Raw genomic sequence first — 14915 nt, forward strand, 5'->3', positions numbered from 1 at the left:
ATGGCTTATGTGCAAATCGGTCCCATTCTGATAGCAGAAGCCATGGATACCCAGCAGGATTCCCTGAAGCCGAGACCGGCGATGCGCGCCGCGGCCTTCTCGGTGCACATCTTCACCGCCTTCGGCGCGGCCATCGCGCTGCTGGCGATGCTCGAGGCCGTGCGCGAGCACTGGGCGGCGATGTTTCAGTGGCTGGGCGTCGCCCTCGTCATCGACGCGATCGACGGTCCGATCGCGCGCCGGCTCGACGTCAAGAACGTGCAGCCGAACTGGTCGGGCGACGTGCTCGATCTCGTGGTCGATTTCGTCACCTACGTCTTCGTGCCGGCCTATGCGATCGTCGCCAGCGGGCTGCTGCTGCCGGTCGCGGCACCCTTGCTCGGCGTCGCCATCATCGTCACCAGCGCATTATATTTCGCCGATCTGCGCATGAAGGCCGACGACAATCATTTCCGCGGCTTTCCGGCGCTGTGGAATGCGGCGGCGTTCTATCTGTTCCTGCTGCACTGGTCGCCGCTGTGGTCGACGCTGCTGGTCGCGGCCCTGGTGGTGCTGACCTTTGTGCCGTTCCACGTGCTGCATCCGGTCCGCGTCGTGCGGCTGCGCTGGCTGACGATGTCGCTGATTGCGATCTGGGCCGTGCTTGGCCTCTACGTGCTGGACATGGACTTTCGCGTCGGCACCGGCGTGACGGTCGCGATGTGCGCCATTGCGCTCTGGATCAGCTTCAGCGACGCCATGATCCGCCTGGTCCGATCCTTCGCATGATGCACCTCATCACCAGCCCCGAAGCCTGGGCCGCGCTGCTGACCTTGACTGCGCTCGAGATCGTGCTCGGCATCGACAACGTCATCTTCCTGTCGGTGATCGTCTCGCGCATCCCCGAGCCGCAGGCGCTCCGCGCCCGCCAGATCGGCCTCGCGCTGGCGCTGGTCTTCCGCATCATCCTGCTCAGCGTACTGGTCTGGCTGATCGGCCTGACCGCGCCGGTGTTCTCGCTCGCAGGTTACGAATTCTCCTGGCGCGACCTCATCCTGATCGGCGGCGGCCTGTTCCTGATTGCGAAAGCGACGCACGAGATCCACGCCGAGGTCGAAGCCGATGACGGCGAGGGCGATCAAAAGTCGGTAGGCAGCGCTTTCTTCTGGGTGATCATCCAGATCATCGTCATCGACATCGTGTTCTCGCTGGACTCGATCATCACCGCGATCGGCATGGCGCAGGACATCGAGATCATGATCGCCGCCGTCGTGATCGCCTGCCTGATCATGTACATTTCGTCGGGGCCGGTGTCGCGATTCGTCGCGGAGCATCCGACCACCAAGATGCTGGCGCTGGCCTTCCTGGTGCTGATCGGCGTCGCGCTGGTCGCGGACGGATTCCATTTCCACATTCCGCGCGGCTACATCTATTTCGCAATAGCGTTCTCGGCGGCAGTGGAATTCTTCAACGTGCTGGCGAAGAGCAACCGCAGGAAGGCCGGCAAGCCGTCCGCCTAGCCGCTTTGGCTAGCGTCGAGTTGACAAGGCGGGCGCGATGTCTTTCGCTGGCCTTGGAGAAGAGGAGGTCAGGTGATGACCAAAGCCGTCCGTGTGCACAAGGTCGGAGGCCCCGAAGCTCTGGTCTATGAGAGCATCGACGTGCCGGCGCCCGGACCCGGCGAGGTGCGCATCCGCCAGCATGCGGTCGGGCTCAACTTCATCGACGTCTATTACCGCACCGGCCTCTACAAGGCGCCGGGGCTGCCCTTCATCGCCGGCAACGAGGCCTCGGGCGAGGTCGTCGCGGTCGGGCCGGGCGTGACGCATTTCCATCCCGGCGACCGCGTCGCCTATTACCACAATCTCGGCGCCTACACCGGCGAGCGCAACATCCCCTGGGAGAAGCTGGTCAAGCTGCCCGACCACATCACCTACGAGCAGGGCGCCGTGCTGATGCTGAAGGGGCTCACGGTCTGGTACCTCCTGCACAAGACTTTTCGAGTCGAGCCGCATCATCGCGTGCTGATCCATGCCGCCGCCGGCGGCATCGGCCTCTTGGCCTGCCAATGGGCGAGGGCGTTAGGGGCCCATGTCATCGGCACCGTCGGCTCGCGCGAGAAGGCCGAGCTTGCGGAGGCCAATGGCTGCGATCACGTCATCCTCTACAACGAGGAAGACTTCGTCGCGCGCGTGAAGCAGATCAGCCGCAACGAGGGCTGCGACGTCGTCTATGACGGCGTCGGCAAGGCGACCTTTCCGGGCTCGCTGTCCTGCCTGAAACCGCGCGGCATGTTCGTCTCCTTCGGCAATGCATCGGGCCCGGTGCCGCCATTCTCTATCGCCGAGCTCAACAATCACGGCTCGCTGTTTGCGACCAGGCCGAAGCTCAACGACTACGTCGGCACGCGCAAGGAATTGCTGGAAGGCGCCGACACGCTGTTCGCCGCCGTCATCAACGGCAAGCTGCACGTGCCGATCAACCACGCCTACGCACTCAAGGACGCTGCGAAGGCGCATATCGATCTCGAAAGCCGGAAGACCACCGGCGCGTCGATCTTGAAGCCGTAGCACGCTACCTGCGAGCGCCGCTTGCTTGTCGTGCTGAAACGATGCTACTTTCATCGGCAGAGGTGTCCGCAGTGAAGTCTGCCAACGCACGGGTTTTGAATCGAATGCCCCGGCCCGACCGCAAGGAGGTTTGCCGGAGGGGATAGCGCGCTTGGCGCGTCGAATGTGAGCTGAATCCAGCCCTTCCGGTCCATGCGGGAGGGCTTTTTCGTTTCATCGGATTCAGCGCCACTTCAACGCGAAAGAGCGCTTCCCATGACCAAGATTCTCATCACCAGTGCGTTGCCTTACGTCAACGGCATCAAACATCTCGGCAATCTCATCGGCTCACTGCTTCCTGCCGACGTGCATGCGCGGTTCAGGCGACAAATCGGCGACGAGGTTCTCTTCATCTGTGCGACCGACGAGCACGGGACGCCGGCTGAGCTCGCCGCGCTCAAAGCAGGTGAGGAGGTCGGCGAACTCTGCGCCCGGCAGCACGCGATTCAGGCCGACATCTATCGCCGCTTCGGCCTTTCGTTCGATCATTTCGGCCGGACCTCATCGCCGGAAAATGCGGCGCTGACCCAACACTTCTATCGCCGGCTCGATGCCGGCGGGTTGATTGATGAACGCGAATTGCGACAGGTCTGGTCGCCGGTCGATCAGCGATTTCTTGCCGACCGCTATGTGCTGGGGACCTGCCCGCATTGCGGGCACCGTGAGGCGAGGGGCGATCAATGCGACGGCTGCGGCGCGCTACTCGATCCCGACGAATTGGTTGCGCCGCGCTCGGCGCTGTCTGGCGATACGGCGCTCGAGATCCGTCCGACGCGACATCTGTTCCTGCGTCAGTCTCGTCTGGTCGAAACGCTGCGGAGCTGGATCGACCAACGCTCCGGCTGGCCACCCTTCGTGGTATCGACGGCGAAAAGCTGGCTGACGGCAGAGCTCAGGGATCGCTGCATTACCCGCGATTTGACCTGGGGCATTCCGGTTCCGCGCGCGGGCTTCGAGACCAAGGTGTTTTACGTCTGGTTCGATGCGCCGATCGGCTACATCGCCGCCACGCAGGAATGGGCGGCGGCCGCGCCCGGCCGTGATTGGCAACGCTGGTGGTGGCAGGCCGACGACGTCAGATACATCCAGTTCCTCGGCAAGGATAACGTGCCGTTCCATGCCGTCAGCTTTCCGGCGACGCTGCTTGGATCGGGCGAATCCTGGAAGACTGTGGACGTCATCAAGGGCTTCCACTGGCTCACTTACGAAGGCGGCAAGTTCTCGACCAGCGCCCAGCGTGGCGTTTTTACCGACGCAGCTTTGGAAGAACTGCCGGCCGACCTTTGGCGATGGTGGCTGATCGCCAACGCGCCGGAGAGCGCAGACACCGATTTTTCCGTGCTGCGCTTCGTTGCCGACGTGAACAAGGACCTCGCCGACGTCTTCGGCAATCTCGCCAACCGGATCATCAGCTTTGCGCATGCCGTTTTCGACGGCCGTATTCCCGAGGGCGGCGAGCCTTCGGATCTGGAGCTTGAGCTGGGAGCCGAGCTCCACAAGCGCATCGTCTCGCTGCGTCGCGATCACGAAGACCTGGAATTTCGTGCTGCCGCTGCAGAAACGCGGGCGATCTGGAGTGCGGCGAACGCCTATCTTCAGCAGGCAGCGCCCTGGACTGCAATCAAATCCGACCGTGTCAGGGCCGCGGTTGCAACACGCACCGGCCTGAACCTCGTGCGTCTGTCGGCGGTGCTTGCATGGAGCATCATCCCTGAACTGTCGGGGAAGGTCTTGGATGCCTTCGGCGTTGATGGCGTCGTCCCGGATTGGCCAACGAAGCCGTGTCTCGAATTGCTCGATAGCCATGCCGGCAGTCCGGTCGCGAAGCTTGCCCCGATCGTCACAAAGATTGACCCCGACAGGGCCGCGCATCTCGCGAAACGTTTTGGCGCTGCGTGAACCGTGGCGGCATGGCGGAGGGAAGTTCCACCATGCCGATCGCGAAGCCTAGGCGACGCGCCGTGCCGCGCCGGCCCTGGTCAAAATCCCGTCGAGACAGTCGATCATCTCGGCGATCTCGGCGCGCGTGACGTTCAGCGCCGGCATGAAGCGCAAGCTGTCGACCTGCGGCGCATTCAGGAGCACGCCGGCCTCGAATGCCTGCGCGACGATGCCGGGCGCGATCGGCAGCTTGAGGTCGAGCGCAAGCAGCAGCCCGCGTCCCCGCACGCCGCCGAGCCCGTGCCGGGCCGAGACCTTCTGCAACTCGCTTTCGAGCAGCAGGCCGGTCTCGGTGACCGTCTTGAGGAAGTCCGCCTTGGAGACCTCCTCGAGCACGGCGAGCCCGGCCGCGCACATGATCGGGTTGCCGTTGAACGTGCCGCCCTGGTCGCCGTGCTCGAAGCAGGAGGCGCGTTCGGTCGCGAGCAGCGCGGCAAGCGGCACGCCGCCGCCGATGCCCTTGCCGAGCGTCATGATGTCGGGCGCAATCGCTGTGTGCTCATAGTGGAAGAGCTTTCCGGTCCGGCCCATGCCGGTCTGGATCTCGTCAAAAATGAGCAGCAGGCCGTGCTCTTCAGTGAGCGCGCGCAGCTCTTGCAGGAACTGATCGCTCGCCGGCCACACGCCGGATTCACCTTGGATCGGCTCGAGCATCACCGCGACAGTGTTGTCGCTGATCAGCTTCTCGACCGAGCCGATGTCGTTCAGCTTCGCTTTCTTGAAGCCGGCGACCTTCGGCTCGAACAGCGGCTCGAACGCTTTTTTGCCCGAGGCCGACATCGTCGCCAGCGTGCGGCCGTGGAAGCCGCCCTCGAAGCTGATGATCTCGAACGCGCCGTTCCTGTGCAGGCTGCCATATTTGCGCGCGAGCTTGATTGCGCCCTCATTGGCCTCCGCGCCCGAATTGGCAAAGAACACCTGATCGAACGCGCTGTTTTCGACCAGCGCGGCGGCGAGCTTCAGGCTCGGCTCGTTGTAGAATGCCGGGCTCGGCGTGAGTAGCCGCTTGGCCTGCGACGCGAGTGCGTCGGCGATCGCGGGCGGGGAGTGGCCGAGGCAGTTCACGGCCCAGCCCTGCACGAAATCCAGATAGCGCTTGCGGCTGTCGTCCCAGAGGTAGGAGCCCGCGCCGCGGACGAACACGGCTTTTGGCCGTGCGGTGATGTCCATCAGCGCGTCGTAGGGATGCGTCGTCATATCGAACTCCTCTGGAGGCGGTGAAAAAGAGGCGCAAAAAGCAGAAAGGCCGCACCTTGCGGGTGCGGCCTTCGAAAACTCGGCTGAATTTTAGTGGTTCAGCGGCGTCGTCGGACAAGGCGCACCCTCTCATCGTCGCGGAAGCGACGACGGAGCATTTCGGTGCGCTGACGGGTCCGAGCGTTGATCATGGGGCGCGTCCGTACTGCCGAATGGCAGGGCTTGTCAAGCGGCTCGTTTGCGCGATGCACGCCGAGCGTGCACCGATCAGGCCGAATGCGCCGCTTCCTCGCCGTCCTCGTCGCCCCAGTCCGCATCCGCAATCGAGGTGTCGATCAGCTCGCCGCGCATCAGCTTGAGCGGCGATGACCAGTACAGCGCGATGTTGTGGAAGGGATCGGTCAGCACCTTGAACACCCAGACCAGGCCGGTCGCGCCGTCGCGCGTTGCGAACAGCTGGAGCATGCGGGCAAGTCCGCCACTGACGCCGATCGCAAGCCAGAGCGCGCCGACATGGCGGATGAAGTCGATGCGGCCGGCGGGAGGATCGAACAGCCCGAACAGCGTCGGATAGGCATAAAGCGCGATCGGCGCGCTGCCCCAGACCAGCAGCAGGATGATCTTGCGGCTCTGGTTGTAGCCGACCTTGACCGCTTCCTTGTATTCGTTGCTGACATCGTTGACGGCGTCGTAGCAGTTCGGCTCGAAGAAGAAATGCCCGGTCTGCCGCGTCAGCATCGCGAGCCAGCCGACCAGTCCCGCGAGCGCGGGGTCCTTGAAAAGCAGCGCGTAGCATCCGAGGAAGATGGTCGCGCTGACGAGGTGCAGTGTCTGGTTAACGGTGCTCTGGTGGTAGAATCGGTAATCGTCGAAGCGCTGCGTGCGCAGCATGTGTGAGAGGCGGCTCATCAAAGATCCTCGCTCGCGTTGAAAGCGCGGGCAGAGTTAGGACGAGTCGGTGACCTCTGCGTGAATGCATTATAGTGTCACATCGCACGCGAGTGCCGCCCGGCATGCTTGCGGTAGAGGGTTACTTGACGCCGTAACGGACGAACGCATCGGCGATGTCGGCATTGATCGCCTTGGCTGCCGCGATGTCGCGCTCCGCACCCTCGTTGTCGCCCTTCATGCGCTTCGCGAGTCCGCGGCCGTAGAGCGAGCTGTCGTAGGCAGGCTTGGTGCTCAGCGCCGCGTCGTAGTCCGCGATCGCCGCGTCGAGATTGCCGAGCTTGAGATAGGTGAGGGCGCGGCTGTCGAGCGTATCAGGGTCGTTCGGCCGCATCCGCAGCGACTGCTCGCAATCCGCCAGCGCCTCCTGCAACCGGCCGAGGATCGCGCGGGTCATGCAGCGGTCGTTGAACACGGCGGAATAGCTCGCGTTCGCCTTGATGGCGCGGTCGTAGTCCTCCAGCGCCCGCGCATAGTCGTGCCCTTCGAAATACATGTTCGCGCGCGCATAGTAATCGAGGTCGTTATTCGGAGAGAGTTGCAGCGACCTGTCGAAATCGGCCAGCGCGCGGGCGCGGTCGCCGCGGTCACGATAGACGCGCGCGCGGTTGCCATAGGCCGGGCCATAATTCGGATCGAGCTGGATCGATCTGTCTAAATCGGCCAGCGCGCGATCGGCCTCGTCGTGCTCACGCAAGGCGGTACCGCGGTTGTAATAGGCGAGTGCGAATTTCGGATCGAGCTTGATCGCCTGATTGTAGTCGGCGAGTGCATGCTCGTAGTCGTCCTTGCCGCTATAGGAATTGCCGCGGTTGTTGTAATAGAGGGCGTCATTGGGGGCGAGCCGGATCGCGCTGGTATAGTCGGCGATGGCGTGGTCGCGATCGCCGAGATCGTCATAGGCGATGCCGCGATTGTACCAGGCGATGGCGTCCTTCGGATCGAGATCGATGGCGCGATTGAGGTCGGCCACGGCCCGCTCGGCCTCGCCCTTGCGGCGGAACGTCTCGCCGCGGTTGGCCAGCGCCCGTGCATGGGAAGGGTTGGTTTTCAGCACAGCCGTGCAGCCGGCGAGGCGCTCGTCGTCGCTGACCTGGTCGGTGCCGAAGCACCATTGCCGGGCCTGCGCGGGCGATGGGGATTGTGCGGCGACCGGAAGCGCAAGCAGGATCAATGCGGTGCTGATCGCGCACAGCGCGGTCGAGGTAGCGGTCTTGGGGTTGCATGTCATTTGATTGCCGGGCAGAAACAAAGGAGCCTCTAGCGCGTTTGTGATCGAGGGACGCGAATTGGTTCGAACCGGACGTGCGCCGGAACCGACCAAGAGGGGCGGGACCAACCAGACAGTTTTCAGCCTTGTCCGACACGCTTTACCCGATCGACCTCGACAGCATTCGCGGCGCGTTTCCGCCGGGCATCGACGCGTTACCGCTGCTGGTCGAGTTCGCCGGCTGGCTGCAGGGGCGTCCCTGGGGCAGCGTCGGCTGCTTCTCCTTGCAAGGCCAGTTCTCCGATCATGCGCCCATCATCGACGGCAGTCCCTTGCGCGACAGGTTCTCGCTGTTCATGCGGCTGCCGGACGGCTCGGCCGTCGGCGGCTGGTATGGCGCGGGCCTCGACCGGGACAACCCGCCGATCGTGGGGCTGGGATCGGAGGGCGATTACGAGCTGCTGGCGCCGAGCCTCGATGCCCTGCTGGCAAAGCTGACGTCGCAGCAGTTCGACAAGGCCTGGAGCGATCTTCTGCCGCGCGACGAGGTCGAGTCCCAGACGGTCGAGCTTGCGCGCTGGCTCGCCGAGCGGCCGGTTGGCGAGCCTGTGGCGACCGAGGATGGGCCTGCCGAATTGCCCGACTTCCGCGGCTTCGTCGAAAAATGGAGCCGCGACCGCGAGGACTTTTGGGCCAATCACCGCCTGATGGCCGAACTCGGCTGGCGGCTCGCTGCGCATCTGCCGAAGGGCAAGAAGCCCTGGGACAAGACCCATTTCGAGGTCGCGATCGTCGGCAAGCAGTATGAGGCGCGCGTGCTGTCGCGCGGGCCGCAGCCGTTCGAGGAGGCCGCCTCGATCGAATCCCTGCTGCGCGATTTGCGCGAGGAGATGCGCCGCGCCCAGCCCGAGCTTGGGCTGTGGTACGCGATGAAGTTCGGCCTCTATGCCGACGGCCGCGTCATGCCGAATTTCGAATACGACGTGCGGCCGACGATAGATGGCGAGCCAGCGCTGCTATCCGAGGCGAAGGCCGACCTCACCCGCGCCCCGCGCCCGGAGCGCTGGGTGCCGAAATGGCTGGCGGCATCCTGAAGCTCGGAATCCCGCGACGCTGCCGCCCAGCCGTCGCGCCGAAATGCTCTGCTGTCGTGCCATCTTGACCTCGCGGAAACGGCACCTTCGATCCCCCTTGACTTAGAGTGCGCTCGAAGGGGTATCTGTACGTGCGTCAGTACGAGAACGGGCACACATGAAGATCGGCGACCTCGCAAAACGAACCGGCTTGTCGACCCACACGTTGCGTTATTATGAGCGCATCGGGCTGCTGCCATACGCAGACCGGGATCGTTCCGGCCAGCGTGACTTTGACGCATCGATCCTGACATGGATCGAATTCCTCGGCCGGCTCAAAACCACGGGAATGCCGATCCGGGACATGTTGCGTTATGCGGCGCTTCGTGATGAAGGCGAAGCCACCGGGCCAGCCCGGCGGCAGCTGCTGGAAATCCACCGGGAACAGGTTCGCACGCAGATAGCTGAACTCCAGGAATGCTTGCTCGTCCTTGATACCAAGATCGCCGGCTATGTCGGCGACGAACAGAGGACGAAGGAAAATGACGCACGCCCAAATACACGCCGAAAGCCGCTTCGATCGCGGCCAGCGGGCCCTGTCGCGCATTGACGGCAGAGCCGGCGAAAAGGTCGTCGCCTCGCTCGCCGACATCGCTCCGGATTTCGCACGATACGTGATCGAGTTTCCCTTCGGCGACATTTACAGCCGCCCGGACCTTGGCCTCCGCGATCGAGAGATCGCAACGATCGCCGCGCTGACGGCGCTCGGAAATGCCGCGCCTCAGCTCAAAGTGCATATCGAGGCGGGTCTGAACGTCGGGCTGTCTCGCGACGAGATCGTGGAGATCATCATGCAGATGGCCGTCTATGCGGGCTTTCCGGCGGCGGTGAACGGGCTGTTTGCAGCCAAGGAGGTGTTTTCCGCGCATGACGGACGCCAGGCGTCGGGAGAAGCGACGTGATGAACTTGTGTGACGGAGCTGTAGCTTAGCGACACGCCATCGCATGCGAACATTCACACGAGGTCGTCATGCCCGGGCTTGTCCCGCCTGCGCGGCCGAAGCTGCTTCGGCGAGGCGAAGGCCCGGGCATCCACGTACTTCGCACTGTGCGTCAAGGCGTGGATGGCCGGGACAAGCCCGGCCATGACGCTGTGGAAACATCTGCGCGCCGTCAGAACCCCGCGACGCTGCCGTGCAGGTCGTATTGGTCGGCGCGCTCGATCTTCGCGGTGACGATCTCGCCGACGCGCAAGGGGCGGCGGCTCGACAGGTACACCGCACCGTCGATCTCCGGCGCATCGGCTTTCGAGCGGCCCTTCGCAACCGTCGGGCCGACCTCGTCGATGATGATCTGCTGGCGCGTGCCGACCTTGCGTTTCAGCCTGCGCGCCGAGATCTTCTGCTGACGGGCCATCAGCGCGTTGTAGCGCTCCTGCTTGACCTCTTCCGGCACCGGGTTCTCGATCGCGTTCGCCGTCGCGCCCGCGACTGGCTCGTATTTGAAGCAGCCGACGCGATCGATCTCGGCTTCATCGAGCCAGTCGAGCAGATAGGCGAAGTCAGCATCGGTCTCGCCGGGGAAGCCGACGATGAAGGTCGAGCGCAAGGCAAGATCCGGACATTCCTCGCGCCAGTGCTTGATGCGCGCCAGCGTCTTGTCCTGCGCCGCCGGGCGCTTCATCGCTTTGAGGACCTCGGGGCTTGCATGCTGGAACGGGATGTCGAGATAGGGCAGCACCGTGCCTTGCGTCATCAGCGCGATGACCTCGTCGACATGCGGGTAGGGGTAGACGTATTGCAGCCGGACCCAGGCGCCGAGCTCGCCGAGCTCGCGCGCGAGGTCCAGAAACTTGGCGCGGACCTGGCGGTCCTTCCACGGGCTCTCGGCATATTTGAGATCGACGCCGTAGGCCGAGGTGTCCTGCGAGATCACCAGCAGCTCTTTCACGCCGGCGCCGACCAGGCGCTCGGCCTCGCGCAGCACGTCATTGGCCGGGCGCGAGACAAGATCGCCGCGCAGCTTCGGGATGATGCAGAAGGTGCAGCGGTTGTTGCAGCCTTCGGAGATCTTCAAATACGCATAGTGCCGCGGCGTCAGCTTGATGCCCTGCGGCGGAACCAGGTCGAGATGCGGATTGTGGGCGGGCGGCAGCGCGCGATGCACGGCATCGAGCACGCTCTCATATTGCTGCGGGCCGGTGATGGAGAGCACGCCGGGATAGGCCTGCTCGATCGCTTCCGGCTCGGCGCCCATGCAGCCCGTCACGATCACCTTGCCGTTCTCGGCCATGGCCTCGCCGATCGCCGAGAGCGATTCCTGCTTGGCGCTGTCGAGGAAGCCACAGGTGTTGACGATGACGATGTCGGCCCCGTCATGCTTGCGGGCGAGCTCGTAGCCCTCCGCGCGGAGGCGCGTGATGATGCGCTCGGAATCCACCAATGCCTTGGGACACCCGAGTGACGTGAATGAAATGCGGGGCGCTCTGTCCATATCGCCTAGGAGCCTAGATCTGAATTGTCCGGATTTAGCGATCCAACTAATTGAACCGATGGCGAAATTCAACAACTAACCTATGCGGTGCGATGCTAAAGCAGTACTCGCGCGTATATGACCCTGATCGGCCGGGAGGTATGGACTGACTGAGGGCTCCTGATGTGGGAGGCCGGTTCCGATTGTGTGAGTGGAGGAGCCGAGCTGAATTGCTCCAACGCACACGTTTTAGTTGTTATTTTCTTTCTCGCATAATTCCACGGAGCTAAACTGCGATGCGCCGTTTCATCTTCGGCATGGCTTTCGTTACCGCCGCCTGCGGCGCGATGTTTCCGGTACGGGCTGAAGTCGACAAGATCATCCATGTCTGCGATCGGCAAGAACGAGTGTGTCCGGAATTCAGGCCACGCGTGAAGGCACCCGATGGGTGGACGAGGGACGAGGCCGCGAGTCTCAAGTACGGCGCCTCGATGTTCGTGCCCAATGGGAAGAAATTCGGTAAAGCCGAGGCAATCATCTATGCCGAAGGCCGCTACAACAAGGATCGGACCGAATTGGTTCAATGGATCGCAACGAGCGATAGGGATTGGGCGACGACATCCGGCGAGAATGCCAAGATCACCACGCTTCCCTCGGTGAACCCCAAGGTCATTATCAACCGCTATGACAATCCGTCCCTGAAGGACCAGCCGATTGAAGTGATCGCGCATTACGCCGATCTCGACAAGGACGGCAATTCCTACGTCGTGCAGCTAGCGGTCTCCGGCCTCAACGAGGCGGCGGTGCTGGCCGCCGTGCCACTTCTCGACAAGATGATCGTCGGCGCCAAGATTCCGTGAGGGGATAAGCCCAAATGCGGCAATTGGTGGACGGACTGAAGGTTCCCGATTGGTAGAAGCTCGGTCCGATCGAGTTCGCCGAATCTCCATTCGATCACTTCGTTGGCGCGCTGATCGCCGAAGCGTGATTGCGCCACCCCTGCGCGAGGGGAATGCCAACGCCTAACTGTCGGTCATGTCGATGGACCGCGCGCGCATGGGTTGCGCACCAACAACAAGAGGAAAGCATGACCAGCTTCAAAGTTTTGGGCGCGACCCTCGTTCTTTCCGCGCTCCTTGCAACGCCCGCCTCGGCATGGCAGGCGGCCTCGGAGCCCGCCGCGGCCGCAGCCGCGGACCCGACCTTCTCCATCTATTCGAACGATAACCGCGGATATTCTGCGTACGGGATGGCCTCGCAGGCACCGCTCGGCGACGCGACGGGACTGCAAAGGTTGGTACGGCCGCATCACCGAAATCACACCGCCCGCGTCAGGCGCTACTGATCACGGACATCGAATCGCCAGCCTTCCTGATTGAGCGCCAAGACACGACGTGCGTAGGCCAATGCCTCGTCGTGATTTCCGACGAATGCGAGCGACCGGCTGCGTAGAGACCTTGACTGAGATTGATCGCCACGACCGAGAGATGTCGACAGCCGTCTTCGGGCGGCATTTTTCCTTTTCGTAGCGCCCGCTCAAAAAGCTTACCTTCGTTGTCTCAGGGACGCTCGAGCGTCACGAAGCTGACCTTGGGCGCAGCCGTCTGATCCATATCTGATCTGCCTGATTGACGGGCCTCGGCTAGTCCCAATTGCCATAATTACAACCCTTTGCATGGGCGTCCGGCATGCTATGGATGAATCGCCTGCCGTGAGTGAGCCATGAGCGCCGAACAGTCGCCGAAAATCGTGATTGTCGACGAAAGCCCGATCCGGGCTGCGATCCTCGAGGAAGGGTTGCGGGAGGCTGGATTCACGCAAGTGGTCCATATCCGCGAGATGCAGAGCCTGCTGGCCCGTATTTATGCGGTAGACCCCGAAATCATCCTGATCGATCTGGAAAACCCCAGCCGCGACGTGCTGGAGGCGATGTTCCAGGTCAGTCGCGCCGTGAAGCGGCCGATCGCGATGTTCGTGGACCAGAGCGATTCCGCCTCGATCCAAGCCTCCGTGGAGGCGGGGGTCTCCGCGTACATCGTCGACGGGCTCAAGAAGGAGCGCATCAAGCCGATCCTCGACCTCTGCGTGTCCCGCTTCAACGCCTTCGCAAAACTCCAGGAGGAGCTGGAGCGCACCAAGTCGCAGCTCGAGGACCGCAAGATCATCGAGAGGGCCAAGGGCATCCTGATGAAGGTGAAGGGCCTCACCGAGGATGAGGCCTATGTGCTGCTGCGCTCCACCGCGATGCGCGAGAAGAAGAAAATCGGCGAGATCGCCCAGTCGATCATCACCGCGTCGGAGATGCTGAAATGACCGCTCCCCTCCGCATCGGGTTCATACCGTTGGTCGATGCCGCAGCCCTGATCGTCGCCGTCGACAAGGGCTTTGCCGCCGCCGAGGGTCTTGAGGTCGAGCTGGTGCGCGAGGTGTCCTGGTCCAATGTCCGCGACAAGCTCAATATCGGCCTGTTCGACGCCGCGCATCTGCTCGCACCGGTCGCGATCGCATCCTCGCTCGGGCTCGGCCACGTCAAGGTGCCGATCGCCGCTCCCTTCAATCTCGGCGTCAACGGTAATGCGATCACGGTCTCGCCGGCGTTGCATGCCGCGCTGATGGAGGAGATCGACGGCGACCGTTTTGATCCGATGGCCACGGCGAAAGCGCTGGCGAAGGTCGTCACCATCAGGCGCAAGGCAGGGGCCGAGCCGCTGACCTTCGGCATGACCTTCCCGTTCTCGACCCACAATTACCAGCTGCGGTTCTGGATGGCGGCGGCCGGCGTCGATCCCGACGAGGACGTGCGCCTCGTCGTGCTGCCGCCGCCCTTCATGGTCGACAGCCTCAGGAACGGCCATGTCGATGCGTTCTGCGTCGGCGCGCCCTGGAATTCGATCGCGGTCGATCTCGGCATCGGCCACATCCTGCATTTCTCCTCCGACATCCTGGCCCGCGCCGCGGAGAAGGTGCTGGCGCTTCGCCAGGTCTGGGCCGACAAGAATCCGGACGTGGTTGCAGCCCTGGTGCGCGCGGCGGTGAAGGCGGCCGAGTTCATCGAGGAGCCGGCGAACCTCGCCGAAGCGGCGCGGATCCTGGCACAGCCCGAACGGATCGGCGTCGATGTCGAGGTGATCCAGCGAACCCTGGTCGGGCGCCTGAAGATTTCGCCTGACGGCACCTTCCGCGAAAGCGGCCGCTACCTGCTGGTCGGACGTGAAGGGGCAGGGCGTCCGGATCCGGTTCAGGCCGCCTGGCTCTATGCGCAGATGGTGCGCTGGGGGCGGACGGCGCTGACGCCGGATGGCGTCAAGACGGCGATGGCCGTGTTCAGGCCCGACCTGTACGATGCCGCCATCGGCCGCCGGCCACCCGATGAAGCTCCCGCAGGGCTCGGTGCCTTCGCCGGCCCGGCATTCGACCCCGGCGACATCTTGGGGCACCTGAAGGCCTTCGCCGTGGGTCGCTGGAAGGCCTGATTCGGCTTTGCCT

General features: G+C 63.5%; 15 protein-coding genes. 11 read left to right on the plus strand and 4 right to left on the minus strand.

Annotated elements, in window-relative coordinates; translation table 11 throughout:
* The 4 genes from pcsA (at nucleotide 1) to metG (ending at nucleotide 4487) form a co-directional block, all read left to right on the plus strand.
* Nucleotides 1-768, plus strand: coding sequence for a phosphatidylcholine synthase (pcsA, locus tag QA642_RS24690; protein WP_283079161.1), 768 nt, complete (start codon nucleotides 1-3; stop codon nucleotides 766-768).
* Nucleotides 765-1499 carry a TerC family protein gene (locus QA642_RS24695; protein WP_283079162.1) on the plus strand — a complete coding sequence of 245 codons (735 nt, stop codon included), beginning with the start codon at nucleotides 765-767 and terminating at the stop codon, nucleotides 1497-1499. The genes pcsA and QA642_RS24695 overlap by 4 nt, the downstream gene beginning before the upstream one ends.
* 75 nt (nucleotides 1500-1574) lie before the next feature.
* Nucleotides 1575-2549, plus strand: coding sequence for a quinone oxidoreductase (locus QA642_RS24700; protein ID WP_283079163.1), 975 nt, complete (start codon nucleotides 1575-1577; stop codon nucleotides 2547-2549).
* Between the two features lie 255 nt (nucleotides 2550-2804).
* The gene (gene metG / locus QA642_RS24705) at nucleotides 2805-4487 is read left to right on the plus strand and encodes a methionine--tRNA ligase (protein WP_283079164.1); all 1683 of its coding nucleotides are present in this window, start codon (nucleotides 2805-2807) and stop codon (nucleotides 4485-4487) included.
* A 48-nt stretch (nucleotides 4488-4535) separates the two neighbouring features.
* Here metG and QA642_RS24710 read toward each other — a convergent pair whose 3' ends face one another.
* From QA642_RS24710 to QA642_RS24720, 3 genes are all read right to left on the minus strand, one after another.
* Entirely contained in the window at nucleotides 4536-5726 is a 1191-nt protein-coding gene (locus QA642_RS24710) for an acetylornithine transaminase (RefSeq protein WP_283079165.1), read from the minus strand.
* Between the two features lie 267 nt (nucleotides 5727-5993).
* Entirely contained in the window at nucleotides 5994-6635 is a 642-nt protein-coding gene (locus tag QA642_RS24715; protein WP_283079166.1) for a hypothetical protein, read from the minus strand.
* A 121-nt stretch (nucleotides 6636-6756) separates the two neighbouring features.
* Nucleotides 6757-7905 carry a tetratricopeptide repeat protein gene (locus tag QA642_RS24720; RefSeq protein ID WP_283079167.1) on the minus strand — a complete coding sequence of 383 codons (1149 nt, stop codon included), beginning with the start codon at nucleotides 7903-7905 and terminating at the stop codon, nucleotides 6757-6759.
* Between the two features lie 125 nt (nucleotides 7906-8030).
* Here QA642_RS24720 and QA642_RS24725 point away from each other — a divergent pair, with 125 nt between their 5' ends.
* From QA642_RS24725 to QA642_RS24735, 3 genes are all read left to right on the plus strand, one after another.
* On the plus strand, nucleotides 8031-8978 hold the full coding sequence (locus tag QA642_RS24725) for a hypothetical protein (protein ID WP_283079168.1): 948 nt from the start codon (nucleotides 8031-8033) through the stop codon (nucleotides 8976-8978).
* A gap of 157 nt (nucleotides 8979-9135) precedes the next feature.
* Nucleotides 9136-9567 (plus strand): MerR family transcriptional regulator, encoded by a 432-nt coding sequence (locus QA642_RS24730; protein WP_283079169.1) that lies wholly within the window; start codon nucleotides 9136-9138, stop codon nucleotides 9565-9567.
* Entirely contained in the window at nucleotides 9500-9919 is a 420-nt protein-coding gene (locus tag QA642_RS24735) for a carboxymuconolactone decarboxylase family protein (RefSeq protein ID WP_283079170.1), read from the plus strand. Before QA642_RS24730 ends, QA642_RS24735 begins: the two co-directional genes overlap by 68 nt.
* 211 nt (nucleotides 9920-10130) lie before the next feature.
* Here QA642_RS24735 and rimO read toward each other — a convergent pair whose 3' ends face one another.
* Complete coding sequence (rimO, locus tag QA642_RS24740) at nucleotides 10131-11450, minus strand: 30S ribosomal protein S12 methylthiotransferase RimO (RefSeq protein WP_283079171.1); 1320 nt, start codon at nucleotides 11448-11450, stop codon at nucleotides 10131-10133.
* A gap of 275 nt (nucleotides 11451-11725) precedes the next feature.
* On the opposite strand from rimO, the gene QA642_RS24745 reads away from it, so the two are divergent.
* The 4 genes from QA642_RS24745 to QA642_RS24760 all read left to right on the plus strand — a co-directional run bounded on the left by QA642_RS24745 (nucleotide 11726) and on the right by QA642_RS24760 (nucleotide 14902).
* Nucleotides 11726-12289: a hypothetical protein gene (locus tag QA642_RS24745; protein ID WP_283079172.1), complete on the plus strand. Its 564-nt coding sequence runs from the start codon at nucleotides 11726-11728 to the stop codon at nucleotides 12287-12289.
* Between the two features lie 227 nt (nucleotides 12290-12516).
* A complete protein-coding gene (locus QA642_RS24750; protein WP_283079173.1) occupies nucleotides 12517-12774 on the plus strand; it encodes a hypothetical protein in 258 nt (85 codons plus the stop codon).
* Nucleotides 12775-13151: 377 nt separating this feature from the next.
* Complete coding sequence (locus QA642_RS24755; protein WP_283079174.1) at nucleotides 13152-13742, plus strand: ANTAR domain-containing protein; 591 nt, start codon at nucleotides 13152-13154, stop codon at nucleotides 13740-13742.
* Nucleotides 13739-14902, plus strand: coding sequence for a CmpA/NrtA family ABC transporter substrate-binding protein (locus QA642_RS24760; RefSeq protein ID WP_283079175.1), 1164 nt, complete (start codon nucleotides 13739-13741; stop codon nucleotides 14900-14902). Before QA642_RS24755 ends, QA642_RS24760 begins: the two co-directional genes overlap by 4 nt.
* The last annotated feature ends 13 nt before the right edge of the window (nucleotides 14903-14915 follow it).

It is taken from the genome of Bradyrhizobium sp. CB2312 (assembly GCF_029714425.1).
Classification (GTDB): domain Bacteria; phylum Pseudomonadota; class Alphaproteobacteria; order Rhizobiales; family Xanthobacteraceae; genus Bradyrhizobium.